21 protein-coding genes are annotated in these 24,723 nt (G+C 74.1%); 14 read left to right on the forward strand and 7 right to left on the reverse strand.

What is annotated here, in order from left to right:
- The first annotated feature begins 157 nt into the window (after nt 1–157).
- The 3 genes from ACZ6JS_RS08025 to ACZ6JS_RS08035 are packed head-to-tail and all read left to right on the forward strand — an operon-like array spanning nt 158 to nt 2,429.
- Nucleotides 158–793, forward strand: a complete 636-nt coding sequence (locus tag ACZ6JS_RS08025) for an ATP-binding cassette domain-containing protein (RefSeq protein WP_469296708.1) — start codon at nt 158–160, stop codon at nt 791–793.
- A complete protein-coding gene (locus ACZ6JS_RS08030) occupies nt 790–1,659 on the forward strand; it encodes a metal ABC transporter permease (protein WP_469296709.1) in 870 nt (289 codons plus the stop codon). Before ACZ6JS_RS08025 ends, ACZ6JS_RS08030 begins: the two co-directional genes overlap by 4 nt.
- Nucleotides 1,617–2,429: a metal ABC transporter substrate-binding protein gene (locus ACZ6JS_RS08035; protein ID WP_469296711.1), complete on the forward strand. Its 813-nt coding sequence runs from the start codon at nt 1,617–1,619 to the stop codon at nt 2,427–2,429. Before ACZ6JS_RS08030 ends, ACZ6JS_RS08035 begins: the two co-directional genes overlap by 43 nt.
- A gap of 696 nt (nt 2,430–3,125) precedes the next feature.
- Here ACZ6JS_RS08035 and ACZ6JS_RS08040 read toward each other — a convergent pair.
- Together ACZ6JS_RS08040 and ACZ6JS_RS08045 are read right to left on the reverse strand one after the other, a co-directional pair.
- Nucleotides 3,126–4,814, reverse strand: coding sequence for an AMP-binding protein (locus ACZ6JS_RS08040; protein ID WP_469296712.1), 1,689 nt, complete (start codon nt 4,812–4,814; stop codon nt 3,126–3,128).
- Nucleotides 4,811–6,598, reverse strand: a complete 1,788-nt coding sequence (locus ACZ6JS_RS08045; RefSeq protein WP_469296714.1) for a CoA transferase — start codon at nt 6,596–6,598, stop codon at nt 4,811–4,813. Before ACZ6JS_RS08045 ends, ACZ6JS_RS08040 begins: the two co-directional genes overlap by 4 nt.
- Nucleotides 6,599–6,801: 203 nt before the next feature.
- Here ACZ6JS_RS08045 and ACZ6JS_RS08050 point away from each other — a divergent pair, with 203 nt between their 5' ends.
- Nucleotides 6,802–8,037, forward strand: coding sequence for an acyl-CoA dehydrogenase family protein (locus ACZ6JS_RS08050; protein WP_469296716.1), 1,236 nt, complete (start codon nt 6,802–6,804; stop codon nt 8,035–8,037).
- A 136-nt stretch (nt 8,038–8,173) separates the two neighbouring features.
- On the opposite strand, the gene ACZ6JS_RS08055 is transcribed toward ACZ6JS_RS08050, so the two are convergent.
- The 3 genes from ACZ6JS_RS08055 to ACZ6JS_RS08065 all read right to left on the reverse strand — a co-directional run bounded on the left by ACZ6JS_RS08055 (nt 8,174) and on the right by ACZ6JS_RS08065 (nt 10,424).
- Nucleotides 8,174–8,593, reverse strand: a complete 420-nt coding sequence (locus ACZ6JS_RS08055; protein ID WP_469296718.1) for a hypothetical protein — start codon at nt 8,591–8,593, stop codon at nt 8,174–8,176.
- Nucleotides 8,594–8,691: 98 nt separating this feature from the next.
- The gene (locus ACZ6JS_RS08060; RefSeq protein ID WP_469296719.1) at nt 8,692–9,261 is read right to left on the reverse strand and encodes a hypothetical protein; all 570 of its coding nucleotides are present in this window, start codon (nt 9,259–9,261) and stop codon (nt 8,692–8,694) included.
- Nucleotides 9,258–10,424 carry an MFS transporter gene (locus ACZ6JS_RS08065; RefSeq protein WP_469297156.1) on the reverse strand — a complete coding sequence of 389 codons (1,167 nt, stop codon included), beginning with the start codon at nt 10,422–10,424 and terminating at the stop codon, nt 9,258–9,260. The genes ACZ6JS_RS08060 and ACZ6JS_RS08065 overlap by 4 nt, the downstream gene beginning before the upstream one ends.
- A 288-nt stretch (nt 10,425–10,712) precedes the next feature.
- Here ACZ6JS_RS08065 and ACZ6JS_RS08070 point away from each other — a divergent pair, with 288 nt between their 5' ends.
- Nucleotides 10,713–11,402: a hypothetical protein gene (locus tag ACZ6JS_RS08070; RefSeq protein WP_469296721.1), complete on the forward strand. Its 690-nt coding sequence runs from the start codon at nt 10,713–10,715 to the stop codon at nt 11,400–11,402.
- 260 nt (nt 11,403–11,662) lie between these two features.
- The gene (locus ACZ6JS_RS08075) at nt 11,663–12,352 is read left to right on the forward strand and encodes a sigma-70 family RNA polymerase sigma factor (RefSeq protein WP_469296722.1); all 690 of its coding nucleotides are present in this window, start codon (nt 11,663–11,665) and stop codon (nt 12,350–12,352) included.
- An 81-nt stretch (nt 12,353–12,433) separates the two neighbouring features.
- Here the strand turns inward: ACZ6JS_RS08075 and ACZ6JS_RS08080 are convergent, their stop codons facing one another.
- Entirely contained in the window at nt 12,434–12,835 is a 402-nt protein-coding gene (locus tag ACZ6JS_RS08080) for a RidA family protein (protein ID WP_469296723.1), read from the reverse strand.
- A 94-nt stretch (nt 12,836–12,929) separates the two neighbouring features.
- Between ACZ6JS_RS08080 and ACZ6JS_RS08085 the strand changes: the two genes are divergently transcribed.
- The 3 genes from ACZ6JS_RS08085 (at nt 12,930) to ACZ6JS_RS08095 (ending at nt 16,206) form a co-directional block, all read left to right on the forward strand.
- The gene (locus ACZ6JS_RS08085; protein WP_469296725.1) at nt 12,930–13,925 is read left to right on the forward strand and encodes a helix-turn-helix transcriptional regulator; all 996 of its coding nucleotides are present in this window, start codon (nt 12,930–12,932) and stop codon (nt 13,923–13,925) included.
- Between the two features lie 220 nt (nt 13,926–14,145).
- Complete coding sequence (locus tag ACZ6JS_RS08090; RefSeq protein ID WP_469296727.1) at nt 14,146–14,820, forward strand: DUF4142 domain-containing protein; 675 nt, start codon at nt 14,146–14,148, stop codon at nt 14,818–14,820.
- Between the two features lie 9 nt (nt 14,821–14,829).
- On the forward strand, nt 14,830–16,206 hold the full coding sequence (locus ACZ6JS_RS08095; protein ID WP_469296728.1) for a DUF1996 domain-containing protein: 1,377 nt from the start codon (nt 14,830–14,832) through the stop codon (nt 16,204–16,206).
- Nucleotides 16,207–16,904: 698 nt separating this feature from the next.
- Here ACZ6JS_RS08095 and ACZ6JS_RS08100 read toward each other — a convergent pair.
- On the reverse strand, nt 16,905–18,023 hold the full coding sequence (locus ACZ6JS_RS08100) for a PucR family transcriptional regulator (RefSeq protein ID WP_469296730.1): 1,119 nt from the start codon (nt 18,021–18,023) through the stop codon (nt 16,905–16,907).
- 763 nt (nt 18,024–18,786) lie between these two features.
- On the opposite strand from ACZ6JS_RS08100, the gene ACZ6JS_RS08105 reads away from it, so the two are divergent.
- From ACZ6JS_RS08105 to ACZ6JS_RS08125, 5 genes are all read left to right on the forward strand, one after another.
- Complete coding sequence (locus ACZ6JS_RS08105; protein WP_469296731.1) at nt 18,787–19,686, forward strand: hypothetical protein; 900 nt, start codon at nt 18,787–18,789, stop codon at nt 19,684–19,686.
- A gap of 29 nt (nt 19,687–19,715) precedes the next feature.
- Nucleotides 19,716–21,134: an NADH-ubiquinone oxidoreductase-F iron-sulfur binding region domain-containing protein gene (locus ACZ6JS_RS08110; protein WP_469296732.1), complete on the forward strand. Its 1,419-nt coding sequence runs from the start codon at nt 19,716–19,718 to the stop codon at nt 21,132–21,134.
- A 137-nt stretch (nt 21,135–21,271) separates the two neighbouring features.
- Nucleotides 21,272–22,276 (forward strand): SCO0930 family lipoprotein, encoded by a 1,005-nt coding sequence (locus ACZ6JS_RS08115; protein ID WP_469296734.1) that lies wholly within the window; start codon nt 21,272–21,274, stop codon nt 22,274–22,276.
- A 143-nt stretch (nt 22,277–22,419) separates the two neighbouring features.
- Nucleotides 22,420–22,983 (forward strand): hypothetical protein, encoded by a 564-nt coding sequence (locus tag ACZ6JS_RS08120; RefSeq protein ID WP_469296735.1) that lies wholly within the window; start codon nt 22,420–22,422, stop codon nt 22,981–22,983.
- A gap of 128 nt (nt 22,984–23,111) precedes the next feature.
- Entirely contained in the window at nt 23,112–24,713 is a 1,602-nt protein-coding gene (locus ACZ6JS_RS08125) for an alpha/beta hydrolase (RefSeq protein WP_469296737.1), read from the forward strand.
- Nucleotides 24,714–24,723: the final 10 nt, after the last annotated feature.

The raw sequence follows: 24,723 nt of genomic DNA on the forward strand, positions 1-24,723 counted from the left end.
CGGTGCCTCCTCCCCGGTGCTCCTTCCCGCCTCGGGGGCCGTCGGCGCAATCCTTTCCGGTTGGGCGGGAACCCCGAACGGCCCGAGTCCGACTACTGGCACGTGGGAGGCGGAGCCGCGCCGTCCCGCGCGGCCGAGGACGATCGAGAGGCGTGTGATGGGCGGACTGGACGTGCGCATGCGGGGGGTCGTCTGCCGGCACGGGCGGGTGGAGGCCGTCGCCGATGTGGACCTGGAGATCGCAGCCGGTGAGCGCGTGGCGCTGACCGGTACCAACGGTTCGGGCAAATCCACTCTCCTGCGTGCCGTGCTCGGCCTGCACCGCCGGACGGCGGGCTCGATCCTGGTCGGCGGCCGGGAAAGCCGCTCCCCCGCCGAGTGGGCGTGGCGGCGCCGGGCCTGCGCCTGGATCCCGCAGAAGCCGGCCGCCGGCCGCTTCCCGCTGCTCGGCACCGAACTGCTGGCCGGGAGCAACGCGCCTGCGGAAGCGGCCGGGGCCGCGGACCGGCTCGGGGTGGGCACGCTGACCGGAAGGCCGCTGCACACTCTTTCCGGTGGCCAGTTGCAGCGCATGTACCTGGCACGGGCGATCGGGTGCGTGGCCGCGGGCGCCGAGCTGCTCCTGGCGGACGAGCCGACGGCCGCCCTCGACTTCGCCGGGCAGGCAGAGGCAGCGGACGTCCTCACCTCGCTGCCCGTGACCCTGATCGTGGTGACCCACGACCGGAGCCTGGCGGAGCGCTGCGACCGCGTGCTGGAGATGGCCGCGGGCAGGGTGCGGGAGGTCCGGTGACCACCCTGGCCGCCGCCGACCTGGGTGAACTGCTCCAGCTGCTGCCCGTGCAACGGGCGGGAGCGGCTCTGCTGCTGGCGGCGGTCGGACTGCCGGTCATCGGAGTCGTCATCGTCGGGCTCGACATCATGCCGGTCCGGTTCGCGATGATGCACGTGGCCCTGCTGGGCATCGCCGTGGGCCTGCTCACCGGCCTCGACCCCATGCTGTGCGCGCTGGTGGCGTGCGCGCTGGCCGGCGCGGGCGTGGCACCGCTCGCACGTACCCCCGACGGCCTGTCGGGCGCGATGGGGCTGCTGATGAGCCTGGCCATCGCGGCGGCACTGCTGCTGCTGGCCGTGTCCGGGGTCAACGCCTCCGGCGCCTTCGCCCTGCTGTGGGGGTCGATCCTGTCCGTCGGCACGCCCGACCTCGTCGTCCTCGGCGTCCTCGCCGCCGCCGTGCCCGGCCTGTTCTGGTGGCGGCGGCGCGAGATCGGACTGCTGCTGTACGACCGCGAGCTCGCCCTGTGCTCCGGCGTCCCGGTACGGGCGCTGACGGCGGCACTGCTGGTCCTGGTCGCCGTCGCGGTCGCCGGGGCCATCAAACTCACCGGCGCGCTGCTCGTCGACGCGCTGACCCTGCTGCCCGCGCTCGCCGCGCGCCGCCTGGGCAGCTCGCTGAAGTCGATCACCCTGTGGGCGGTCGGCATCGGCGTCGCGGTGAACCTGACGGGGTTCCTGCTGGCCCTGTGGCTGGACTGGCCGCCCGGCCCGGTCCTCGTCCTGGCCGCGGGGGCGCTGGTCCTCGCGGTGCATTCCATACCCGAACGGAGAATCAGCTCATGGCGCGCACCCGCGTCCGTATCCCTGCCGTCCTCGCACTGAGCGCGGCCCTCTTCCTGACCGCCGGCTGCGGGAACGACGCCTCGTCCACCTCCGGCGAGGGGCGGGGGCAGCCGTCTGCCGGCAAGCCGTCCGTGGTGGTCACGACCACCTGGGAGGGCGCGTTCGCGAAGGCCGCAGGCGCCGAGGACATCAAGGTCATCGTGCCGCAGTCCGTCCACCACGCCCCCGACTACGATCCCAAGCCCTCGGACCTCGCCGCCGTGGCCAAGGCCGACTTCGTGCTGTACGCGCCCTTCGAACCGTACGCCGCGAAGATCAAGGAGGCCGCGGGGTCCAAGGCGAGGCTCGTCGAGGTGGAACTCGACAACGACCCTGCCAAGGTGTCCGCCGAAGTCGGCCGCCTGGCGGGGCTGTTCGGCACGGCCGACGCCGCAGCGCAGTGGAAGAGCGGCTTCGACGCCGAGTACACGAAGCTGAACAAGGAGCTCCAGGCCACGTGGCCCGGCGGGCGCAGCCCGTCCGTCGTGACGCAGGTCTTCACCGCGTGGTCGGCGAAGCTCGCGGGCGCCACCACGGTGGGCACGTACGGGCCGGAGGCCGTGACCCCTGCGCAGCTCGCCGAACTCTCGGCGAAGAAGCCCTCGCTGGTGCTGGACAACGCGCACATGTCGACCGGAGCGGTCCTGCCGGACTCCGGCGCCAAGCAGGTGAAGATCGTCAACTACCCGGGGGACGACCTCGAGCTGCTGCCGGTCTACCGCAATGCCGCGGCGGAGCTGAAGAAGGCCATGGGCACCCCCGCCGCCTGACCGGGGGTTCGGGAGGGGCCCGGGGGGACGTCCGCCGGGCCCCTCCCCCGCACCGGGGGGCGGCGGCGCGGGCCGCGACGGCTTCGCCCGCGGATTCGTCCATCGGGCCCGAAGGCGCGCGATCGCGCCGCACGGGTTCCACCCCGGGGTCCACGGGCCCGTACGTCCTCGGCCGGCTGGACGAGGGCGACGAGGAGGTCCTGTACCGCCGGCGCGGTGCATGTGGTGGAGCCTTCCTGGAGGCGGAGGCGCCGGCCGATCAGTCCCGCCAGGACTGGACGGACGCAGGCTTCGCCGAGATCTGCGACTCCGTCGCGGAACGCGTGCGCGCCGCGTACGGCCGGCCGCTGCCGGCGGACCGGGCCGTGTTCCTGCACTGCGGCGACGGCGAACGGCCCGTCACCGGCAGGTGGGCGGCCCTCCGCTGGTCCTGAGTACCCGGCCATCGGGCGACGGCGCCGTGGAGATCGAGATCCGGCCGGCCGCGATCGGAGCCTGGCCCGCCGGCGCCGCGCCGGCTCGTTGGGTCTTGCTGGTGACCGGCCCTCGTCCGCCACGGCGAACCCTGCCCGCAGGGCCGCAGCGCGGTTCCGCGTCCGGCGGCCTCGGCGTCGGGAGGGCGTGGGCCGGTGTCGTGCAGTGCTTGCGCCTGCGCGTGTCCGGCCCGTGCGACTGTGTTTTGGGGCCGTGCGGCGATCACGGCGACCGGGCCGGACGGCGGCCCGTCCACACGAGGGCGCCGCTCTCGGTCAGGCGCTTGCGCAGGGCCGCCCGGTCCGGCTTGCCGGCGGCCGTCAGGGGCAGTTCCGGAACGACGAGGAGCTGCTCGGGATGCTTGCGCCGCTCCAGGCCGCGTCCCGTCAGGTGTTCGCCGAGGGAGGCGAGGGTGGGGGGCTGTGCCCCCCGGGCCACGACGCACGCCGCGAGCCGCTCTCCCATCAGCGGGTCGGGCACGCCGACGCACGCCACGTCGCGGACCTGGGGGTGCGCGGTGAGTTCCCGCTCCACCTCGGCCGGGCTGATGTTGGCTCCGCCGCGGATCACGATGTCCTTGAGGCGGCCGACGACGTGCAGGACGCTGTCGGCGTCGAGGTAGCCGAGGTCGCCGGTGCGGACCCAGCCGTCGGGCGTGCGGTAGCGGGCGTCCAGCTCGGGGGCGCCGACGTAGCACAGCGGGGTCATCGGCCCGCGCGAGATGATCTCGCCGACGGCGCCGTCGGGGAGGGGCAGGTGCGTGTCGGGGTCGGCGATGCGGATCTCGGCGACCCGGGGGTCGGGGTGGCCGGCGACGACGCCGGAGCCGTCGGTGGGCGGCACCGCACGGCCCAGCCCCGTATGGCAGTTGACGCCGTCGGCGGAGCCGTAGAGGTTGACGACGGAGCAGCCGAACGCCTGCGCCGCAGCGGCCGCGGTGGTTTCGTCGAGTGGCGCCCCGCCGAGGACGAGGGCGGTGGGCGGCGGCAGCTCCTCGCCCGTCCCGTCGAGGCGTTCGAGCATCATGCGGACCATGGTGGGCACGCCGAGGACGTGCGTCGGCCGGTGTTCGCGCACGGCGGCCAGCGCGGCGTCCGCGGTGAAGTGGTCGAGCAGCACGAGGCTGCCACCGTGCCGGGCCAGGGTGACCGCGGTGCCGTTGGAGCCGAAGGCGGAGGCCAGCGGGACGAGGAAGAGGCAGCGGGGCGGGGTTCCGTCGGGGATGAGGGAGGCCAGGAAGTTGCCGCGGCCGCCGGCCAGCGCGTTGTGCGAGTACGCGATCATCTTGGGCTCCGCCTCGGAACCGGAGGAGACGAGGATGCGCGCCGCGCTGTCGGGGTCGGGCCGGGCGGGCACGAACCCGCCGGGGTCGCTGCGCAGCAGCTCCGCCAGCGGAATCGTTCCGTCGGGGATGGTGCCCGGGCGTCCCCCGGCGATGACGTGCCGCAGGCGCGGCAGTGCCCCGGCCAGGGTGCGGAGGTCGCCGGCGTGCCGGAACGCGCGGTGCTCGGTCGCCGCGATGACGGCGACGGCCTCGGAGCGGCGCAGCAGGCACTCGGCCTCCAGGAGGCCCCGGCCCACGGGGAAGGGCAGCGAGACCGCGCCGAGGGCGGCCAGCGCCAGGTCGGCGATGACCGCGCCGCGGCCGTCGGGCAGTTGAACGCCGACCACGTCGCCCGGGCCGATACCGAGCTGCCTCAGGCCGGTGGCCAGGCATCGGACCTTGCGGTCGAGGGCGGTGTAGCAGAGCTTGCCCTTGGCGTCGATGACGGCGGTGCGGTGCAGGTCGGCGATCTGGCGGGCGCGGAAGAGGCTGTAAAGGTCGAGGTCGGGGCAGGTGCCGTCGACCACCCAGGAACGGCGGAGTTCGGCGGGCAGCAGGTCACGCAGGACGAGCCTGTCGGCGGTCATACGAAGCTCCAGGGGTCGGGGACTGCGGGGGCGCCGTGGGCGTCGCGGCCGATCGAGCCGGCGAAGCGCGGGTCGTGGTGCAGGTCGGACAGTTGGGTGGTGACGGCGGCCGCGGTCAGGCCGTGCTCGCGCAGCCGGGACAGGGCCTCGCCCGTGGCCAGGCCGCGCAGGTCGTGGCCGGCCGCGGCGCGGGCATCGGCGTCGGCGGGTGCGATCCAGCCGTCGGCCGTGGCCAGCGGGTGGCGGAATCCGGGCGGGCGGCGGGGGTCCTCCCCGCGGGCCGCCCTGCGCAGGGCGGGGCCGGTCAGGGTGTCGGCCGCGCCGAGCAGGGAGGAGTCGACCCGTACGCCGCGGCCGGTGCGCTCACGCAGCAGCAGCCCTGCGAGGACGGCCTCGGCGCCCAGGAGTCCGCCGAGGACGTCGAGGAGGGTCATCAGCGAGGGTGCGGGGATCTCGCCCGCGGGCCGGGCGGCCTCGCCGACCCCCGTACGGGCCTGGACCATGAAGTCCGTGCCCATCGGGGCGTCGTCGAGCCGGCCGGCCCAGCCGCTGGTGTACGCGTGGACGAGCGCGGGGTTGACCCGTGCGAGGTCGTCGGCGTCGAGGCCGAGGGCGGCGGCTCTGCCCGGCGCCCAGTTGTGCAGGAAGACGTCGGCGTGCGCCGCCATGTCCCGCAGCCGGCCGCGGTCCGCCTCCGTCTTGATGTCGATCTCGACGGCCCGCTTGCCGCGGTTGAGGGCGAGCCAGCGGGCGGAGATCCCGGAACAGGCGGGGGGCATGCCGCGCAGCGGATCGCCGCCCGGCGGTTCGATGCGGATCACGTCGGCGCCGAGCAGCCCGAGCAGGTGCGCGGCGAGCGGTGCCTGGATGCGGCGGCCGGCCTCCAGCACGGTCAGCCCGGCGAGCGGCCGGGCGGGGGCCGGGGCCGGCGGGCGGCCCGGCCCGGCGGCCCGTGCCCGGCCCGCCGTCGGGGTCAGGAACCAGGGTGCGGCGCCGTCGTGTTCCGCGGCCCGGTCCGCGAGGGTGCGCAGTGCGCACACCTCGGCACCGGAGGCGGCCGCGGCCCGGCGGATCCGGTCCCAGCCGTGGGACCGCGCGGTGGCGTGGAGGGCTGCCGGGATCGGGGCGCAGGCGGTGGCGTAGCGGAACTGGAAGGGCCGCCAGCCGGTCCGGAGGGCTTCCCGGGGCGCCTCCAGTGCCTGCCAGAAGGCGGCCCAGGCGCCCGGGTCGAGCGTCTCCAGTTCGAAGAGGACTCCGTCGGCGGAGGTGAACGGCGGCCCGCCGGCGGCGATTTCGGCAGCCTCGGCCTCGTCGGCGCCCGCGGCGGCGAGGTACTGGGACACGGCGAGCAGTCCGGCCCGGTCCGCGCCGGTGGCGACGTGGGCTGCGGCGCCGCCGCGGGCCTGGCCCACCAGGTTCGCGAGCAGCCCCTGCACCGTGAGCACGGCGGTGGCGGTGGCGGCGTAGTCGACGGCCAGTCCGCGCGGGATGCCGTCCCGCCGTCCGTGCACGGCCATCATGCCGGTGGCGGCCTGCACCGTGGCCTCGTCGGCGAGTCCGCTCGCGGGATCCGCCCAGGCGGCTGTCGCGAGGGCCGGTGCGAAGCCGCCGCCGGTGAGCACGGTGCCGGCGGTGGGCGCGTCCGCGTGCCCGGGGCGTTCCGTCCGTGCGCCGAGCAGCCGCAGGTGGTCGGTGACGAGGCCGGTGATCTGCGGCGGCCCCGAGGTGTCGAAGCGCAGTGTGTCGAGCGGCCGTACCGTCTGCGTGGTTGCCGGTGACGCCATGGCTCTCCTCTCCTGGCCGCGGTGGTGGCCGCGTCCCGGGTCTTGCGGGATTCGGGAACCCGGGGGCCTGCGCACCCGACCAGTTCCACGAACAGACAGTCGGTCGGCCGTTCGTGCGAGTTCCCGCGAGTTCGCGGCGGCTCCCGAAACTTTCCGGAAGTCGGCACGAGTCCCGGAAGTTCCCGGGCAGGAGGAGGCATACGGTGGAAGATCCCCGCTCGGACGGCGCCGGATCGGCACAACGGGAGCCGGACACGGCCGCGTTGCGGCAGCGGGTCGACCGCTTCGTCCGGGCCCGGGTGTTCCCCCGGGAGTCCGTGCTGGACGGGGGCGGTTCCGAGGCCGCGGAGGCCCTGGCCGCGCTGCGCGCCGAGGCCCGGGCCGAGGGGCTGTGGGCCCTGCCGCTCCCCGCCGAACTGGGTGGCGGCGGCCTGTCCTTCGGCGCCTACGCCGAGCTGGCCGAGGCGGAGGGGGCCAGTGACCACGGTCCCGCCGCGCTGGGATCCGCCCCGCTGCTCGACGTGACGATGCTGGCGCGGTACGCGCGGCCCGAGGTCCGCGACGTGTACCTGGAGCGGCTGGTCGCCGGGGAGATCCGCACCTGCTACGCCATGACCGAGCCGGGGGTGCCCGGCACCGACCCGTTCGGGACGGCCACACGTGCCGAACGGCACCCGGACGGGGGCTGGCTGGTCACCGGCCGCAAGTGGTTCACCTCGGGCGCCGCCGGCGCCGACCTGGCCACCGTCATGGCCCGCACCTCGGGGGCCGCCGGAGACCGCGGGGGGCTTTCGCTGCTGCTCGTGCCCACCGGCTCGGCCGGCTTCCGCGTCGTGCGCGGACTCCCCGTGCTGGGCGCCCCGGGCCAGTACGAGATCGCCCTCGACGGGGTGCGGGTGCCGGCCGACCACGTCCTCGGCGAGCCCGGCGGTGCCCTGGCGATCGCCGGCGAGCGGCTCCGGCTGGGCCGTACGCTGCGGTGCCTGCGCTGGCTCGGACAGGCGCAGCGGGCCTTCGACCTGATGTGCGAGCGGGCCGCCACGCACGGCGGATCCCGCGGGCCGCTCGCCGACCAGCAGCTGGTGCAGGCCCACGTCTTCGACGCCCTGCTCGCGCTGCGCACCACCCGCCCCCTCGTCCGGGAGGCGGTGGCGCTCATCGCCGCCGGACGGGACGCGCGCACGGAGGTGGGGCTGGCCAAGGTCGCCGCGGCGCGCATGCTCCAGCAGGTCGCCGACTCCGCGATCCAGATCCACGGCGCCGCGGGCCTGGGCCCGGACACCCCGCTCCCGGCCCTCTTCCGCACCGGCCGCGCCGCCCGCATCCTCGACGGCCCGGACGAACTCCACATCACCTCGGTGGCCCGCCGCGTGCTCCGCGCCTACGGCCGGAGCGGCCGGACCGGTCCGCCGGTCGTGCGGGCGGCTCCGAGCAGCTGAACCGGGGGGCGCCACGAGGCCGCCGACTCCGCCGGTGCGGTCGTTGCGGGACCGGGACCGGGACCGGGCGGCCGCACGGTCCCGCACGACTGCACCGGGTTCGACGGCAGCAAGGGCGACGTTTCTCGACTTTCCATCAGACGCGCGTGACGTCCACGAGGCCGTGGAGGGCGGACAGGGCGAGGGCCAGGAAGAAGTCGCCCCAGACGAGCTCGTGGCGGACCGCCGGTCGCTTCGCCGGGTCGTAGCAGCCGTCCAGCAGCATTCCGGGCGGGCGGGAGCCGTCCTCGCCGGTGAGGTGGGACCGGGTGAGGCGGTCGACGATCACCTCGGCCCGGAGCGCGTACTGCTCCGCGCCGGGCCCGGGCGTCCGGGCCAGTTTCAGCAGGGCGACCGCCGTGATCGCTGCGGCCGAGGTGTCGGGGGGACCGGCCGGGCAGGCGGTGTCGGCCGGCGGGACCGGCGGTCCGGTCAGCAGCTCGCCCCGCCTCAGCAGCAGGTCGGCTGCCTCGGCGAGGCGGGCGAAGCGACCCGCGCCGGGGGTTGGTCGGAGCATGGCGTCGGCGACCGCCAGAAGCAGCCAGGCCTGCCCCCGGCTCCAGCCCGGCGGCGGGTCCTCGCAGGGATGCCATCGGCCGGTCGCCGTCTCGAAGCTCAGGGCGGGCCGGAACCACGGGGCCGCGTCGCCGGGCCGGCCGAGGCAGAGGTCCAGGTGCCGGTGGAGGTGGGCTGACGCCGCGGCCGCCCCGTCCGGTCCGGCGCCCGCGAGGAGCGGCACGGTGCCCGGCACGGCGTCCACGCGGGCGAGCAGCCGGGGCCGCCCAGCGCGCCGCCCCAGGGCAGGATCCCGAGTTGCGGGTCGCAGGCCGACAGGCAGGCCCGGGCCGCCCGGGCGCGGAGCGCGGCGGCTTCGGCGTCGTCGCCGGCCGCGGCGGTCCCGTACCAGAAGATGAGGCCGCGGGTGGCGGTGTCGGCCGCGACCCACGGTTCGAGGCGGGCCGTGCACGCGGCGGCGGCCCGCCGGTCGGGCTCCGCTCCGGTGTACCGCGCCCGCAGCCAGAGCAGCCCTGCCCAGAAGCCCCCGGTCCACGAACCGCGGCCGGTCGTGGTCCACCGCCCGTCGGCCGGGTCGGCGTACAGCGGGAAGCGCGGGTCCACCTCGGCTGCGGTCACCGCCACCCGTTCCATGACCGCTGCCAGTGCCCGGCCGGTCGCGGCGCTCACGCCGTGCCTCCGCGCCGGTCCCGTACCGCCCAGAGGAACGCGACGGCCGCGGCCGCCGCGAACTCCGCGGCCACCAGGAGCCAGCCCGGCCCGTACCGCCCGCTCTGCACGAGCAGGCCGAACAGCGGCGGGCCCAGCGCGAATCCGGCGAAGAATCCGGCCGCGACCAGTGAGGAGTCCTGTCCGGCCCGGCCGGGGGCGGCCCGCTGGAGCACCAGCACCATCGAGACGGCGTTGGCGGAGACGGCGAACACCCCGACGGCGACCGCGCCGGCCCACACCAGGGGGCCGGCCACGAGGGCGGCCGCCAGCAGGGCGGCCGCGCCGAGCGCGCCGCACGCGAGCCCGCCCGGGAGCCATTGCGCGCGCCCGGGGCGGGCCGCCCTGGCCCAGCCCACCCGGCCGGCGATCCCGGCCACTCCCAGTACGGCGACCAGGGCGGCCGCCATGGTCGGTCCCATGCCCAGGCGCTGCGCGCCGAACAGGGCGAGGTAGGTGTTCACGGAGGCGATACCCGCACCGAGGAACAGCGAGTACACCGCCAGCCAGGCCACCATCCCGCGCGGGACGAGTTCCGTACGGGGGCCTGCCGGCGGCGGCGGGGGGTCCGCGGGCAGGACCCGCAGCGCCCACAGCCCGGTGAGCAGGGCCGCCGCGGCGCCCGCCCAGACAGCGCCCCGCCAGCCGATCCCGTTCGCGAGGGCCGCCAGCGGCGCTCCGGCCGCGAAGGCGCCCAGTTGCACGCCGGACTGCTTGAGGCCGGTGACGGCGCCCCGGCGGGCGGGCGGTACGGCGCGCAGCAGGGCCTTGTTGGTGGCCGGGTTCGCGAGCGCCTGCGGTACGCCGCCCAGTGCGACGGCGCCCAGCAGCAGGCCGGCGCCGGGGGCGGCCCCGATCAGGGCGAGGGCCGCGGCGGACAGGAGCAGCAGGAGGACGAGCGAGCGCCGGGGGCCGATCCGGTCCACGATCCGCCCGCCCGCCGGGGACAGGGCGGCGGCCGCTCCGAAACCGATCGTGGTGGTGAGGCCCAACAGGGCCGGTGAGAGGCCCAGTTCCGCCACGAGCCGCGGCCCGAGGGCCCCGAGCAGGAACAGTTGCAGCATCGAGAACGCCATGGCGCAGGTGAGGAGCGCCGTGAGCCTTCGTCCCGCACCGGCGTCCATCTCCGTCGGCGGTGCCGTCGCCGCTCCCTCCGCCGCCGCCACAAAGTCTCCCTTCCCGGGACGTTGAACTGCTCGACCGACCGGGTAGGCAGTCGGATGGAGCGGCGGGTCGGTTCCCGCCCTTCCGCTGTGCCCTGCACCACACGAGGGAGGCGGCCCGACTGTGACATGGTGGGGCCGCGGAAACTTGTCCGGAAGTGCGCACCCTGATGTGCGGCTCGGGAGGCCGGTGCGAGGATGAGCCCCGCCATGGAGCCGGTCCGCTGTTTACGCGCCCTACGGGCTGCGATGTTCGCAGCCCTCTGTGTGCTGCTCGCGGCCATCGGGCACATGCTCATGTCGGGTGCTGCGGTGCCCTGGTGGGCGTTGTCCCTCGGGTTCGCGGCGGCCTCGGGAACGGCCTGGTCCCTCGCGGACCGTGAGCGCGGGATCCTCGCCGTCACGGGGGCCGCCGTCGCCGTGCAGGCGGTGCTCCACTCGGGTTTCTCCCTGGCCCAGTCCGCGGGCCGGTCCGCGGCGGAGCCGGCCCTGTCGGCCTTCTCGGCGCTCGCAGCCGACTCGGCCGCGGCGACCGGAACCGCCGCATCGGAAGCGGCTGTTCATGCGCACCACGCCGCCCGTCCGACGGCGGATGCCGCGTCCGCCGCGGCGTCCCTGCACATGGCGGGGGGCGCGCACGAGGGCTCGGCCCTGCCGATGGCGTTCATGTCACCGGCCGGAATGCTGATCGCCCACCTGCTGGCCGCCGTGCTGTGCGGGCTGTGGCTCGCCCACGGCGAGCGTGCCCTCTTCCGCGTGGTGCGCGCCGTGGCCACCCGGCTGCGGGCTCCGCTGCGTCTGCTCCTGCGACCGGTCACGGCCGCGCTACGGCCGCGACCGCGGGTGCGCCGGCCGCACCGGACGCGCGCACCGCGGCAGCTGTTCCTCGTCCACGCCATCACCTCGAGGGGTCCGCCGACGGCGACCGCTGTCCTCTGACAGCCGGTCACCCGAGCCGCAGCGACATCCCTGTCCGCATCCCCGTCGCGTTCGCGACCGCTCTCGCGCACACCTCGCACGCACGTGATGCGCTCTGCGCACCTGACGCACCTGACGCCCTCGGCGCACCCTGTGCCTCGCGGGTGCCCCGCGGATGCCGCGCCTCGGGCCCTCGGCCCTGCCCTCCGGCAGGCCGTGCACCTCACCGGTCCCGCCCTGGAGCGGCACCGGACTCCCCTTGCACATAAGGACCTTTGGCGATGACACCTGCCCTGACGACCCCCCAGACCTGTACCGCCGGCGCGCGTGCCGCCCGGCACACCGAGGCCTCCGACGCGGCGGTGACCCGGCTGGCCCTCGCCGCCCGTGACGGCGACCTCGCGAAGACGGACCGCTTCGTACGCGCCCTCCACCGCGACGTCTGGCGCTACGTCGCCTACCTGAGCGCCGACACCCAGGCCGCCGACGACCTCACCCAGGACGTGTTCCTGCGGGCGCTGGCCGGCCTCCACCGGTTCGAGGGCCGCTCCTCCGCGCGTACCTGGCTGCTGTCCATAGCCCGGCGCACCGTCGTGGACAGCCTGCGCCACGCCGCCGCCCGGCCGAGACTGTCGGAGCGCTGCGACTGGCAGACGGCCGCCGAACAGGCCCAGCCGTACGGCCTACCGGGTTTCGAGGACGGCATCGCGCTGGCGGAACTGCTGGCCGCGATCCCGTCGGAGCGCCGGGAGGCCTTCGTCCTCACGCAGTTGCTGGGTCTCCCCTACGCCGAGGCGGCCGAGGCCATCGGCTGCCCGATCGGCACGGTCCGCTCCCGCGTGGCCCGGGCCCGCACCTCCCTCGTCGCGCTCCTGACGGACACCCATGCGGCCGCGGCGGAGCCGCAGGCCCCGGCCGCGCCGGGCGAGCGGGCCCCGCGGGGGACGCGCGAGGCGGTGCTCGCGGCGTAGGCCCTGATCCGGGACGCGTTCCGGAGGGGCGGCGGCTCATCGGGCCGTGGGCCGCCGCCCCCGTGGGCGGCGGCCCACCGGTCAGGGCCGGGCGGCGAGCGCCTCGACCTCGAACAGCAGGTCCGGCGTAGCCAGGGCGGCGACGCCGACGAGGGTCTGCGTGGGCGGCCGCGCGCCCCAGCGCTTGTGCACGGCGGCGGCGATCGGCCCGAGCTTGGACACGTCGTGGCCGACCACGTACGTCCTGAGCTGCACGACGTGGCCGAGGCCGAGTCCGTGGGCGTCGAGGGCGACACCGATGTTACGGAACGCCTGCTCCACCTGTTCGCAGAAGTCGGCGGAGACGACCGCGCCGTCCGGGCCGGCCCCGTACTGGCCAGCGACGAGGACCAGTTCCGTACCCGCGGGGACGGAGGCGGTGTGGCTGTAGCCGAACGGGGTCGGGTCGTGCAGGCCGTCGGGGTTGACGATGTCGTGTGCCATGGGGGCCACCTCTCGGGTGCAAGGGACTGTGTCGCGTCGAAGCCTCGCAACCAATCACGACATCGTGTGTCGTGTATTCCGGTAGCTTTTCCGGGTGCGCGCCGATCGCCTGGTCTCCCTGGTACTGCTGCTGCGGCAGCACGGCCGGCTGTCCGCGACCACACTGGCGCGCGAGCTCGAGGTGTCCACCCGGACCGTGCTGCGCGACATCGACGCGCTGTCCGCGGCCGGCGTCCCGGTCTACGCCGAGCGCGGCCGGCACGGCGGTTTCACGCTGCTGCCCGGTTTCCGTACCGAGCTCACGGGGCTGAACCACGACGAGGCGCTCGCTCTGCTGGTCGCCGGATCGCGGCGCGGGGCGCAGGCGTTCGGCCTCGGCTCGGCACTCGCCTCGGCCATGCGCAAGGTGGTCGACGCACTGCCCGAAAGCCAGCGGGCGACCGCGGCGGGTGCGGCGCGGCGCCTGCTGATCGACCCGGAGACCGACGCCCTCGCGCGCCGGCTCGTCACCGAGGAGCTGCCGGACGCCGTGGTGGGCGAGGTCCGCCGGGCGGTGTTCGCCGGCCACAGGCTGCGCATCCGCTACGCGGCGGCGGGCCGGGAAGCCCAGTGGCGCACGGTGGAGCCGATCGGTCTGGTCACCGTGCGCGGCCAGGGCTACCTGCTGGCCACGCGGGCCGGCGCGGACCGCACCTACCGGCTGTCCCGCATCCTGGCCGCCGAGGAACTCGCCGAACCGGCGCAGCGACCGGATGCGGTCGATCTGGACCTGGCGTGGCAGGAGCGCAGCATGCGGTTCCGGGCCGGCGGCGACCTGGTCACCGTCCTGGTAGGGGTGGATCCGGCGCGGCGGGAGGACCTCGTCGGCAGCGCACTGGCCGTGCTCGCCGAGGAGGCCGACGCGGAGGGCCGGCTGCGGCTGGAGGTCACCTACCAGGATGCGAGGCACGCCGAATGGGCGCTGTGGCAGCTCGCCACGGACGCGGAGGTGCTGGCCCCGCGGTGGCTGCGCGACTTCGTGCACCACCGCGCGGCGGCGATCGCCGCCCGCCACGCCGCGCCGTCCCCGGAGCAGGCGCCGTCGGCGTAGGACACCCCTGGGGGGTGGGGCAACGCGGCAAGATATCAGCCTTTCCAGGAAACGCCGGAGTGTTTATCCGATGGTGATGTCCTCCGGCGGGGGCGTCACGGCGGGCACTACCGTCCCGTGAAACCCCCGGGAATGCGGGTGTTGCACCGCACGACGCTTGCGGGACCTCCCTGCCCCGCCACCTCCCGGCCCCACGGAGCAAGGAGGCACATTGCTGTCATTGCGGCGGAGAAACACGCGAGGCTGGTCGACGGCCACCCGGTACTCGATCGCGAGCGGCGTCGTCATCACCGCGCTCGCGCTCACCCTGATCGCCCTGTTGGTCCCCGTGGACAAGTTCGACGGCGGCCGGGCGACGGCCGCCGTCGCGGCCCCGGCGCCGGCCGACGACGACGGCCTGGGAACGGTGAGCACGGCGTACGGGCCGCTGACCGCCGCGGACCGCGACTTCGTCCGCAAGGTCCGCCTCGCCGGGCTGTGGGAGCTGCCCGCAGGGCGGCAGGCCCAGCAGCGCGGGACGCGGCCTGCGATACGCACGGCCGGGGACCACCTCGTCGACGGCCACACCGAACTGGACCGTCAGGTCATCCAGGTCGGCCAGGCCCTCGGCATCGACCTGCCCAACCAGCCCTCCGCACAGCAGCAGGACTGGTTGGGCCAGATGAGCCGCGCCAAGGGAGACGAGTACGAACGGCTGTTCACCCAGCTGTTGCGCCGAGCGCACGGAAAGGTGTTCTCCCTGCTGGCCGGAATCCGGGCCCAGACCCGCAACTCCATGGTGCGAGCCCTCGCCACGTCCGCCAACGCCACGGTCCTGGACCACATCACGGTCCTCGAGGACACCGGGCTGGTCGACTTCGACGGGCTCTCCGACAATGTCCCACCGACGAAGTGAAGTGATCGCATGAGTCCAAAGGGCCACAAGCGCGCCCGATTGTCGACGAAGATCGTGGGAGCGGTCTCCGCACTCGTGCTGGGCGGCGGCGGGGTCGCCGTCATCGCCGGCAACGCCTCCGCGGGCCAGGACGACAACCGCAAGTCGCAGTTGACGACCACCATCGACTGCCCCGACGTGGGTGAGAAGCTCACGGCCGTGCCCGAGCAGGCCAAGGCCGAGGTCGACGCGAACCTGGCCAAGCTGGACGACCAGGTGGCGGACGCCTACCGGCGGCTCGCCTCCGGCCAGGCGCAGGGCGACGCACTCCTCGGCGAACTCAAGCAGAAGCGTGAACAGACCATCAAGGGGATGTCCGACGCCATAGACCGGGCGGGCGACCCCCCGAAGGAGATCGCCTCGTTGAGCGCCTGCCAGATGAAGAAGGCCTCGGCCGAGGAGGACGGCGGGGGCGGAGCGGCGGCGCTGGCCTCCGACGCCAAGTCCTCCGCGGCCGGCAAGAAGGGCGCTCCGGCGAAGAACGACTTCGTGAACATCACCAAGGTACGCCCCAACGTCCGTGCTCCCAGGGCCCAGAACGGGGCTTCCACGGGATCCTTCAGCGTGCAGTGCGGCCGCAACGAGAACGGCCACTTCAACCCCGACAACGTCATCGTCGCGCCCGGCGTGTCCAACGGCGCTCACCACATGCACGACTACGTGGGCAACGTGTCCACGGACGCCTTCTCCACCAACGACAGCCTCGCCAGGGCCGGCACCACCTGCGGCAACGGCGACCAGTCCACCTACTACTGGCCCGTGCTGCGGCTGCGGGACGGCAAGGCGGAGCGCGACGCGCAGGCGCCCGGCGGCGGGCAGGACGGCAACGTCGGCACGATCCTGAAGCCCAAGCAGGTCACCATCACCTTCAAGGGCAGCCCCGAGGGCAAGGTCAAGGCCATGCCCCGCTTCCTGCGGATCATCACGGGTGACGCCAAGGCGCTCACGAACGGCACGGCCAACGCCAACGCCTCGTGGAGCTGCACCGGGTTCGAGGACCGCCAGCTGAAGGACAAGTACCCGGTCTGCCCCAAGGGCAGTGACGTGGTGCGCACCTTCTCGTTCCAGAGCTGCTGGGACGGCCGCAACACCGACAGCGCCAACCACCGCACGCACGTGGCGTTCGCGGACCGCAACGGCCGCTGCCAGAAGGGCTTCACCGCCATCCCGCAGCTCGTCCAGCGCATCGTGTACGGGGTGCAGCCGGGCTCCCGCATCGCCGTGGACAGCTTCCCCGAGCAGTTGCACAAGCCGGTGACCGACCATGGCGACTTCATCAACGTGATGTCGAACGGCCTGATGAACAAGGCCGTGAGCTGCATCAACGACGGGCGCAACTGCCGCTGACGCTCGCGGCCGGTTCTCCCCTTCCGCTCCCGGAGCGGGCGCTCCCCCTTCCTCACCCCGCGCCCGTTCCGGGAACAGGTGTTGGTCCGAAGCTTCTTCGGACCAACACCTCTTTCGTGTTCCCGCCCCGGAGCGCGCGCCGGTGGCCGTCCGGCCCGGGGCGCGTTCGTGTGCCCGGGGCTGCGGTGCGCTCGTCGGTCCGGCCCGGATCCGGGCGAGGCGGCCGGGCGTGCGCGGTGCTCTCGTCCGGCCCGGGTCCCGGCCGGGTCGGACGGGTCCGGCCCGGCTCGGGGCGGGGCTCCCGGCGGACGGGTCCGGCCCGGCTCGGGGCGGGCTCCTGGCGGACGGGTCCGGCCCGGCTCGGGGCGGGCTCCTGGCGGACGGGTCCGGCCCGGCTCGGGGCGGGCTCCTGGCGGACGGGTCGGTGACGGCACCCGGCGTGGGCTGCCCGGGTCCGGCCCGCGAACGCCCGGTCCGCGAGGGCGCGGCACGCAAAGGCCCGGCACGCAAAGGCCCGGCACGCAAAGGCCCGGCACGGCCCCGTGAGGACGGGGCCGGGCCGGGCCGGCGTGGTTCGGGTGTGTTGTCGGGGGTGTTGTCGGGGGTGTTGTCGGGGGTGTGTTCAGAGGGGATTCAGTGGCTCAGAGGGGTTCGGGCGTTCACAGGGGGTTCACTGGGGGTTCACAGGGGTTCGGGGGTCAGAGGCCGTTGACGCGGGCCATGCGGCCGACGACGAGGGGGGTGAAGTCGGCCTGGATCACGCGGGCCGTCCTGCGGGTCACGCGCGAGTGCTGGCGCCGGACCTGGGCCATCAGCCGGCGGCTGCGCAGGGCCATCTCCAGCTCGAACCGGGTCCGCGGGTCGCGCAGGCCGGTTCCGAAGAGCTTCTCCAGCTGGCGCATGCGGTACCGCACGGTCTGCGGGTGCACGCTGAGGGCCTTGGCGGCCTCGGGCGCACCGCCGCCCTCGAGCCAGGCGAGCAGCGTCACCTCCAGCCGCTCGCTCTGCCGCGGGGTCAGGTCCGCGAGGGGCCGCAGCCAGCGGGCGGCCAGTGCGTGGGCCAGGGGTTCGTCCTGGAGCAGGAGCAGGGTCGACAGGTGGTCGTCGACGAAGACCGGCCTGGTCTCGAGGCCCGGCCGGCTGGGGGTCAGACCGGCCAGGCGCAGCGCCCAGCGCAGGGAAGAAGCCGTGTCCCGGATCGGGACGGCGTGTCCCACGGCCGCGAACCGGCCCCGCAGCAGGTGCTCCAGCGGTCCGCGGGCGTCCGGGTCGGCGCTGGGGACCAGCAGGCACGGCCTGCCCGCGAACATTCCGACGAGGGCGTCGTCCATGACGCCCGCCAGCTGCTGCGCCTCGCCGGGGGTGGCCGGAACAATGGCCCGTACGGCCAGCGGGAGGGGCCATCCGGCCGCCTCGGCGAGCTCGGTGAGGGAGCTGTCGGACGCGATGCGGTCGTCCGTGAGGGTCCTGAACAGCTCCTGGCGGGCCCGTTCGCCCGGGCGGACACCTTCACCGGTCTCCTCCTCGGTCTCCTCCCGGGTGGTCACCGGGACGCGCTTGAGGGCCGGTTGGCGGATGCCGTCGCGGGATCCCGGGCGGACCTCCTCGCGGACGTCGTCGCGCGGGCCCTCGTGCGTGATCTCGCACTCGTCCGTGTATGTCGCCTCCCTGCTGCCGGCCTTGCCGCGGTCCGCGGTTCGGAGCTCGGTTTCGGCCTCGGTTTCAGCCTGGTTCTCTGCCTGGTCCTGGCACTCGTCCGGTGCTTGTTCCCGGGTTCGCTCCTGGTAGCCGAGTGTGGTGAGGAGTGCCTCTTCCACCCGCTGCCGGAGCAACTCTGCATCAATGGCATCGTTGTCATCGATAAGTTCGGAAAATTCCGGAATTCCATGCAGAAGCTCCTCCACTATCTCGGCAGCCAGCGCGGGGAGTTCCCTGCGCAAGACGCGCGTCCACTCGCCTCGGGGGCGGGACCAGATGCGGTTCAGAAGTTCGCACATCGTTTTCCTCGTTCGTGCCGGGGTGAGGCTTGCCCGGGGAAGAGCGGCAAGCCCGCCGAGGTTGCTCCCCGCGCCAACATCGTTGTCTGACACGGGAGTTGCGGCCCTCGTACTCCCTCCTGGAGAGGTCCGACCACCCACCGTCCCGGGACTTTGCTTTGTTTTTACTGTCCGGGACGCGTAGGCGGCGGGCGGCGCGGTGGCCTGTCGCAACCTCCGCTGGAGGGGAATCTTCCGGTGTTGTTCGATGCGCCGGAGACGCGCTGCGAGAAATTATCACGTTTCGATAAATCCTGTGGAGCTGATGTGACGCTCCACGATGCTGCTGCACTCCGGCCCCAAGTTCCCTCGGCCGGCGCGGAGTTTCACAGCGCGGCCGGGCAGAGACGACAACGACCCCCGGGTTCCGAGCGCCAGGTGGAGTGCTCGGAACCCAGGCGCACAGGAGACCTGGATGCCCTTGCCCCAGCCGCACATGCCTCGCCCGCACAGGGCCCGCCGTAAAAGCCGACACGCGGCATCGGCTCAGGCAGCAGGACGGAGGGCCGCCCGGCGGCCCTCCCTCCTGCCGACGCCCGGACGCATGAGTCCGGGCGCCATCTGCGCCGTCGGCGCGGCCGTCGTCTCCATCACCGTGGCCGCCCGCGCGGGCGCCTTCACCCAGTTCTGGGACTTCCTCGACTTCGGAGCGGGCGTGCTCTCACTCGTCTCGCTCACCTCCACCGTCCTGTGGGGACTGATCTCCACCGACCGGCTGGTGCTGAAATCGGGTCACCGGCTGCTCGCCCAGGGCGTGCACCGCGGCCTGGCGGTGTCCGGCCTCGGCTTCCTGGCCCTGCACATCTGGGTCAAGATCGCGGAGCAGCGGACGACCGCGTCCGCGGCGTTCGTCCCGTTCACCGACATCGGCCAGCCCGTACTGATCGGGTTGGGCAGCCTCGCCGGGTACCTCTTCGTCGCGGTCGCGGTGTCCGGCGCGGTGCGCAGTGTGTTCGCCTCCAAGGGCCGCTCCCTGTGGTGGCGGGCGCTGCACTTCGCCGCCTATCCGGCCTGGGGCGCCTCCCTGGTGCACGGGCTGAAGGCGGGCCGGGCCGCCGACCTCTATGTCACGGTGGCGTACGCGCTGTGCCTGCTCGGTGTCGCCGGCGTGCTCGCGTTCCGGCTCAAGTCCAGGATGAGCGAGTCGCCGACCAGGCCCCTCGGCACGGCGAGCACCCAGCAGCTGCCCGTCGTGGCCGCCGTCCCCCGGCAGCGGCGGGAGCCCCGCTCCCGGGCCGCCGGCTCCCGGGCGGCCGGCGCGCGGGCCGCCGGCGCGCGGGAGAAGTTCACCGGGCCGGCCGCGCCTCCCACGGACGACCAACCCGCCCTGACCGCCGTGTACGCGACCGACCCCGCCGGCTCCTACATGGATGCCGGCCTGGGCATGGGCGCCGCCGCGGGCATGGACGGGGACCAGTTCGCCACGCGCGAGTGGCGGCTGTGAGCGGCTTCACGCGCCCCAGCCTCGGCTGCGTGGGCGCTCCCCGACTGCTGGCCGGGCTCGACCAGGCCCCCCGGCTCGACCGCGTCGCCCATCTGACGACGCACGGCCAACTGCCGCGCTACCGGCCGGACGAGCTCGTCGATCTCGCCGAGAACATCGACCTGCGGGGACGCGGTGGGGCCGGATTCCCCTTCGCCCGGAAGCTGCGGGCCGTCATGCGGGCGGCCGAGGGCCGTGACACCGGAACCGCGGTCGTCGTCAACGCCAGTGAGGGCGAGCCCAGTTGCCTCAAGGACAAGGCGCTGCTGCTGCACGTCCCGCACCTGGTGCTCGACGGAGCCCTGCTGGCCGCCGCCGCGGTCGGCGCCGACGACGTCGTCATCGGCGTCACCCGGCCCGACGTGGAGCAGTCGCTGCGCGCGGCTGTGGCGGAGCGCGGCCCCGCGGGCCGCCAGGTGAGGGTGCAGGCGCTGCCCGAACGGTTCGTGACCGGAGAGAGCACCTCCATGGTGAACGGTCTGAACGGGGGTCCGACGCTGCCTTCGGGGCAGAAGATACGGACCAGCGAGCGGGGACTGGCCGGCATGCCCACCCTGTTCTCGAACACCGAGACCTACGCCCAGCTCGCCGTGGCGGCCCGCCTCGGCGCGCTGGACTACCGGGCGGTCGGCCTGCCGTCCGAGCCCGGCACCGTGATGTTGACCATCGCCGGCTCCACGGTCGTCGAAGCGCCCCTGGGGACCTCACTGGCGTACGTACTGGAGCTGTGCGGCCTGGATCCCGGCCAGGGCGTACTGGTGGGCGGCTACCACGGCAAATGGCTGGATCCGGGGTCCGCGCGCATCGCCGACCTGTCCCGGGGGTCCCTCGCGGCGTTCGACGCGGTGCTGGGGGCGGGGGCGGTGCTGCCCCTGCCGGAGGACACCTGCCCGGCCGGCGAGGTGGCGAAGGTGACCCGCTGGATGGCGGACGAGACGGCCGGCCAGTGCGGCCCCTGCTTCCGCGGACTGCCCGCGCTGGCCGACGTGGTGGAGGACGCCGTCAGGGGCGGGGGCAGAACCGCTCTGGAGACCATCGAGGCCCGGATGAAGGTGGTACGGCGCCGCGGCGCGTGCAGCCATCCGGACGGCACCGCGGCCTTCGTGGCCTCGGCGCTCGCTGCGTTCCCGGACGAGTTCCGCGACCACGCCCTCGGCAGCGGCTGCGGCCGGCCGGTGATGGGGGCGCTGCCCCTGCCGAAGGACGAGACCCCGGAGGAACGCCTGTTGGTGGACTGGACCCTGTGCCGGGGCCACGGACTGTGCGTGGACATCCTCCCGGACGTCGTACGGCTGGACGCGGACGGGTACCCGTCCCAGGCGTCCATGATCGTGCCCGCGCAGCTCCGGCAGAAAGCTCAGCGCGCGGTGCGCCGCTGCCCCGCGCTCGCGCTGCGCATCCAGGACTGAACCAACCCCCCCGGGTTCAATGTTGGCGCGATCTGACAAATTCTCAGGGAGATTGACATTCTCCGGCAGAGGCCCCGTAGAAATTACCCAGGGCACGAGAACGCGAATCCTGACCTGAAGGAGAGATCGTGAAGAAAATGCGTCGTGGAGTATTCGCCGGGTCGGCCGTCGCGGTATTGATGCTGACCGCCGCATGTGGCAGCGGCGACAATTCCGCGGGAAAGCAGGATTCGGTCCAGCCGGTGGGCGACAGCAAACAGGCGGGGTCCGGCTACGACGGTTACGGTGGCGGCTCCGGCGCCGTCCCGGCTGCCGACACCATCAAGAGCGGTCCCGCCGGCGAGCTCAAGGTGAAGGCCACCACGGAGCTGGGGCCGACGGTCACCGACAGCGCGGGCTTCACGCTCTACCGGTTCGACAAGGACACGCCCAAGCCCCCGAAGTCCAACTGCGAGGGGGACTGCGCGGCGGTCTGGCCGGCGGTCTCCGCGGACGACGCCTCGGCCGGCGAGGGCATCGACAAGGCCCTCCTGGGTTCGGTCGAACGGGCCGACGGCACCAAGCAGCTGACCCTGGCGGGCTGGCCGGTGTACCGCTACGCGAAGGACACCAAGCCGGGCGACACCCTCGGCGAGGGCGTCGGCGGCACCTGGCACGTCCTGGCGCCCGACGGCAAGCCGGCCAAGGCCGGCGGCGGCGCGGGCTCCGGGTCCGGCGCCGACCCGAGCGCCGGTGCGGGCGCCGGTGCGGGTGAGGCAGGCGGGGCGGAGAAGGCGCAGGCGGACCCGATCGGCGTCAACCGGGACACGAAGCTCGGCGCCATCCTCACGGACGCGCAGGGCCGCACGCTGTACCGGTTCGACAAGGACAGCGCCTGGCCCATGAAGACCAACTGCCTCGACGCCTGCCTGAACACCTGGAAGCCCGCCAAGGCCGTCGACAAGGAATTGGTGAAGGGAATTCCCGCCGAATTGGTGGGTACCTTCAAGCGGCCCGACGGAACCGAACAGCTGACGATCGACTGCTGGCCGCTGTACACGTTCACCGGTGACAAGGAACCGGGTGACATCAACGGGCAGGGCAACAAGGGCGTGTGGTTCGCGGTCTCCGACAAGGGCAAGAAGGTGACGACCACGGGCTGAGGCCGGAAAGCCCACCCCCAAGGGCTTCTCAGCGCCGCCGCACAGTACCCAACAGCACAACACCCCCGAAAACGCGTGGTGCCCGGGCCCCTCCCCTCCCGGGCACCACGACCCCTTTTCCCCGATCAGCCCGTGAGGTCCGCATGCCGACCACCGACCGCCCCGCCCCCCGGATCCGCCCGTCCCTCGCGGCCGTCGCCGCGGCGTGCGTCACCGTCCTGCTGTGCGCGGGGTGCGCGGGACACGCGGCCACACCCGCCTCCGCGGAGGCTGCCGCGCCCGGCACCTCGATCGAGGCGATCGCGTCGGCCATCGGCTGCGCCCCCGAAGTGAGCGTGGAGGCCGATGAGTTGCGCCAGGGGGGCTGCGAGACGGGACAGGGCGCCTACCGCATGGCCACCTTCGCCGCCCAGAAGGGGCTGCGCGCCTGGCTGGACGAGGCCCGGGCGTACGGCGGTGTCTACCTCGTGGGCGACCGGTGGGTCGTCACCACTCAGTCGGCGGACGCCCTGAACGCGCTCCGCGAACGGCTCGGCGGTTCCGTCGAGACCGGCACCGCGCACAACGCGCCCTCCTCCGGACACACCGACCCTGCCGCGCACGCCGTCCCATCGGGAAGCACGCCCCCCTCCGGGGACGCGGCGCCCTCCGCGCCCGCGGGCCCCTCCGAGCACTCCGGCCACTCGACTCCCGCCGCGGGCGGTTGAGTCGGCGGTCCCGCCCGACGGCGGCGTGTCGGCCAGTGTCCTGATATCGGCTCATTCGTGAGGAGCACACGGCACTGCCCTCCGGGATGATTCGGCCGGGGCGGCGGGTGCAACAAGGTGGACTCGTAATGGACTTCACCGAAAGGAACGGCTCCGTGCGCCTGAAACGCCTCGCACCGCTGCTCGCCACCGCCGGCCTCATCGCCACCACCGTGCCTCTGCTGACCGCGACGCAGGCTGCCGCGTCTCCCGCGGCCGACCACCTCCGCCAGAAGCCCGCATGGCAGCGGTGCAGCCCGGAGCAGCCGGCCTCGTACGAGTGCGCCACGTTGAAGGTCCCGCTCGACTACCGGCGCCCCGACGGCCGCACGATCGACATCGCGATATCCAGGATGAAGAGCGAGAACCCCGCCAAGCGGCACGGCGTCCTGCTGCTGAACCCCGGCGGCCCCGGCGGGCCGGGGCTCGACCTGCCGCTGCTGGTGAACGGGCTGATGCCCAAGGAGGTGCGCGACGGCTACGACCTCATCGGCTTCGACCCGCGGGGGGTCGGCGCCAGCAGCCCCATCACCTGCGGGCTGGAGGACGCCGAGCAGGCCTTCGACCGCGCCTACCGCCCGGAGACCTTCGCCTCCGACGTGACGTGGGCCCGCACCGTCGCCGACAAGTGCCGCGAGAAGGCCGGTGACGTGCTGCCGCACATCACCACCCGCAACACGGCCCGCGACATGGACACCATCCGCGCCGTGCTGGGCGAGGGCAAGATCTCGTACCTCGGTTACTCCTACGGGACCTACCTCGGCGCGGTGTACTCGCAGATGTACCCGGAGCGCACCGACCGCTTCGTGCTCGACAGCGGTGTGGACCCGCAGCGGATCTGGCGCGGGATGATCCAGGTGTGGGCCACCGAGGCCGAGCCCGCGTTCGCGCGGTGGACGCAGTGGGCGGCGGAGCGGTCGGCCGAGTTCGGGCTGGGCGACGACCCGAAGGCGGTCTCCGCCACCTTCTGGGCTCTGGTGGAGCGCGCCGACCGGGAGCCCATCGACTTCGAGGGCACGAAGGTCACCGGCGACATGATCCGGGCCGCGCGCGGGGTGTTCTTCTACCCGGCGCAGGCCACGCCGCTGGTCGCGGCCCTGAAGGCCGCCGCCGAGGGCAGGCCCCAGGCGGCGGGCGCGGACGTGAAGGCACTGAAGCTGCGGCTGCTCGGCCGGACGGCCGAGGAGCCCGCCTCGGACAACGGCACGGCCGCCTTCTGGGCCGTGGTCTGCGGGGACACCGGCAGCTGGCCCCGCTACACGGAGCAGTACGAGCGGGACGCGGCGAAGGACAAGGTGAAGTACCCGCTGTACGGGGACTTCGCGTCCAACATCAAGCCGTGCGCCTTCTGGGACCGGCCGGTGGAGTCGGCCACGCCGATGCACAAGAAGGCGAACGTGCTGACGGTGCAGAACGAATGGGACTCGCAGACCCCGCTCACCAGCGGCCAGGGCCTGCACCGCGCCCTGAAGGGCTCGCGGATGGTGCTGGCGGCCGGCGGTGAGGGCCACGGCGTGTACCTCGTCGACCCCGCCTCCTGCGCCAACGCCCCGGTCAACGCGTACCTGGCCACGGGCAAGCTGCCCGCCCAGGACGTGACCTGCCAGAACCCGCCGGCGGCCGCGGCCGGGGAGCGGGGAGCCGCTCCGGCGAAGCCCCTGCCCCTCCCCGGGGCTCCCGGGCGGTTCTGACCCGGCTCCC

Source organism: Streptomyces sp. NPDC046349, assembly GCF_055587885.1.

Coding starts and splice junctions, on each gene's coding strand:
- ACZ6JS_RS08025 (WP_469296708.1), top strand. CDS start 158: ATGGGCGGACTGGACGTGCGCATGCGGGGGGTCGTCTGCCGGCACGGG.
- ACZ6JS_RS08105 (WP_469296731.1), top strand. CDS start 18,787: ATGAGTCCGGGCGCCATCTGCGCCGTCGGCGCGGCCGTCGTCTCCATC.
- ACZ6JS_RS08120 (WP_469296735.1), top strand. CDS start 22,420: ATGCCGACCACCGACCGCCCCGCCCCCCGGATCCGCCCGTCCCTCGCG.
- ACZ6JS_RS08065 (WP_469297156.1), bottom strand. CDS start 10,424: ATGGACGCCGGTGCGGGACGAAGGCTCACGGCGCTCCTCACCTGCGCC.
- ACZ6JS_RS08055 (WP_469296718.1), bottom strand. CDS start 8,593: ATGCTCCGACCAACCCCCGGCGCGGGTCGCTTCGCCCGCCTCGCCGAG.
- ACZ6JS_RS08075 (WP_469296722.1), top strand. CDS start 11,663: ATGACACCTGCCCTGACGACCCCCCAGACCTGTACCGCCGGCGCGCGT.
- ACZ6JS_RS08095 (WP_469296728.1), top strand. CDS start 14,830: ATGAGTCCAAAGGGCCACAAGCGCGCCCGATTGTCGACGAAGATCGTG.
- ACZ6JS_RS08040 (WP_469296712.1), bottom strand. CDS start 4,814: ATGACCGCCGACAGGCTCGTCCTGCGTGACCTGCTGCCCGCCGAACTC.
- ACZ6JS_RS08115 (WP_469296734.1), top strand. CDS start 21,272: ATGCGTCGTGGAGTATTCGCCGGGTCGGCCGTCGCGGTATTGATGCTG.
- ACZ6JS_RS08080 (WP_469296723.1), bottom strand. CDS start 12,835: ATGGCACACGACATCGTCAACCCCGACGGCCTGCACGACCCGACCCCG.
- ACZ6JS_RS08045 (WP_469296714.1), bottom strand. CDS start 6,598: ATGGCGTCACCGGCAACCACGCAGACGGTACGGCCGCTCGACACACTG.
- ACZ6JS_RS08070 (WP_469296721.1), top strand. CDS start 10,713: ATGTTCGCAGCCCTCTGTGTGCTGCTCGCGGCCATCGGGCACATGCTC.
- ACZ6JS_RS08125 (WP_469296737.1), top strand. CDS start 23,112: ATGGACTTCACCGAAAGGAACGGCTCCGTGCGCCTGAAACGCCTCGCA.
- ACZ6JS_RS08035 (WP_469296711.1), top strand. CDS start 1,617: ATGGCGCGCACCCGCGTCCGTATCCCTGCCGTCCTCGCACTGAGCGCG.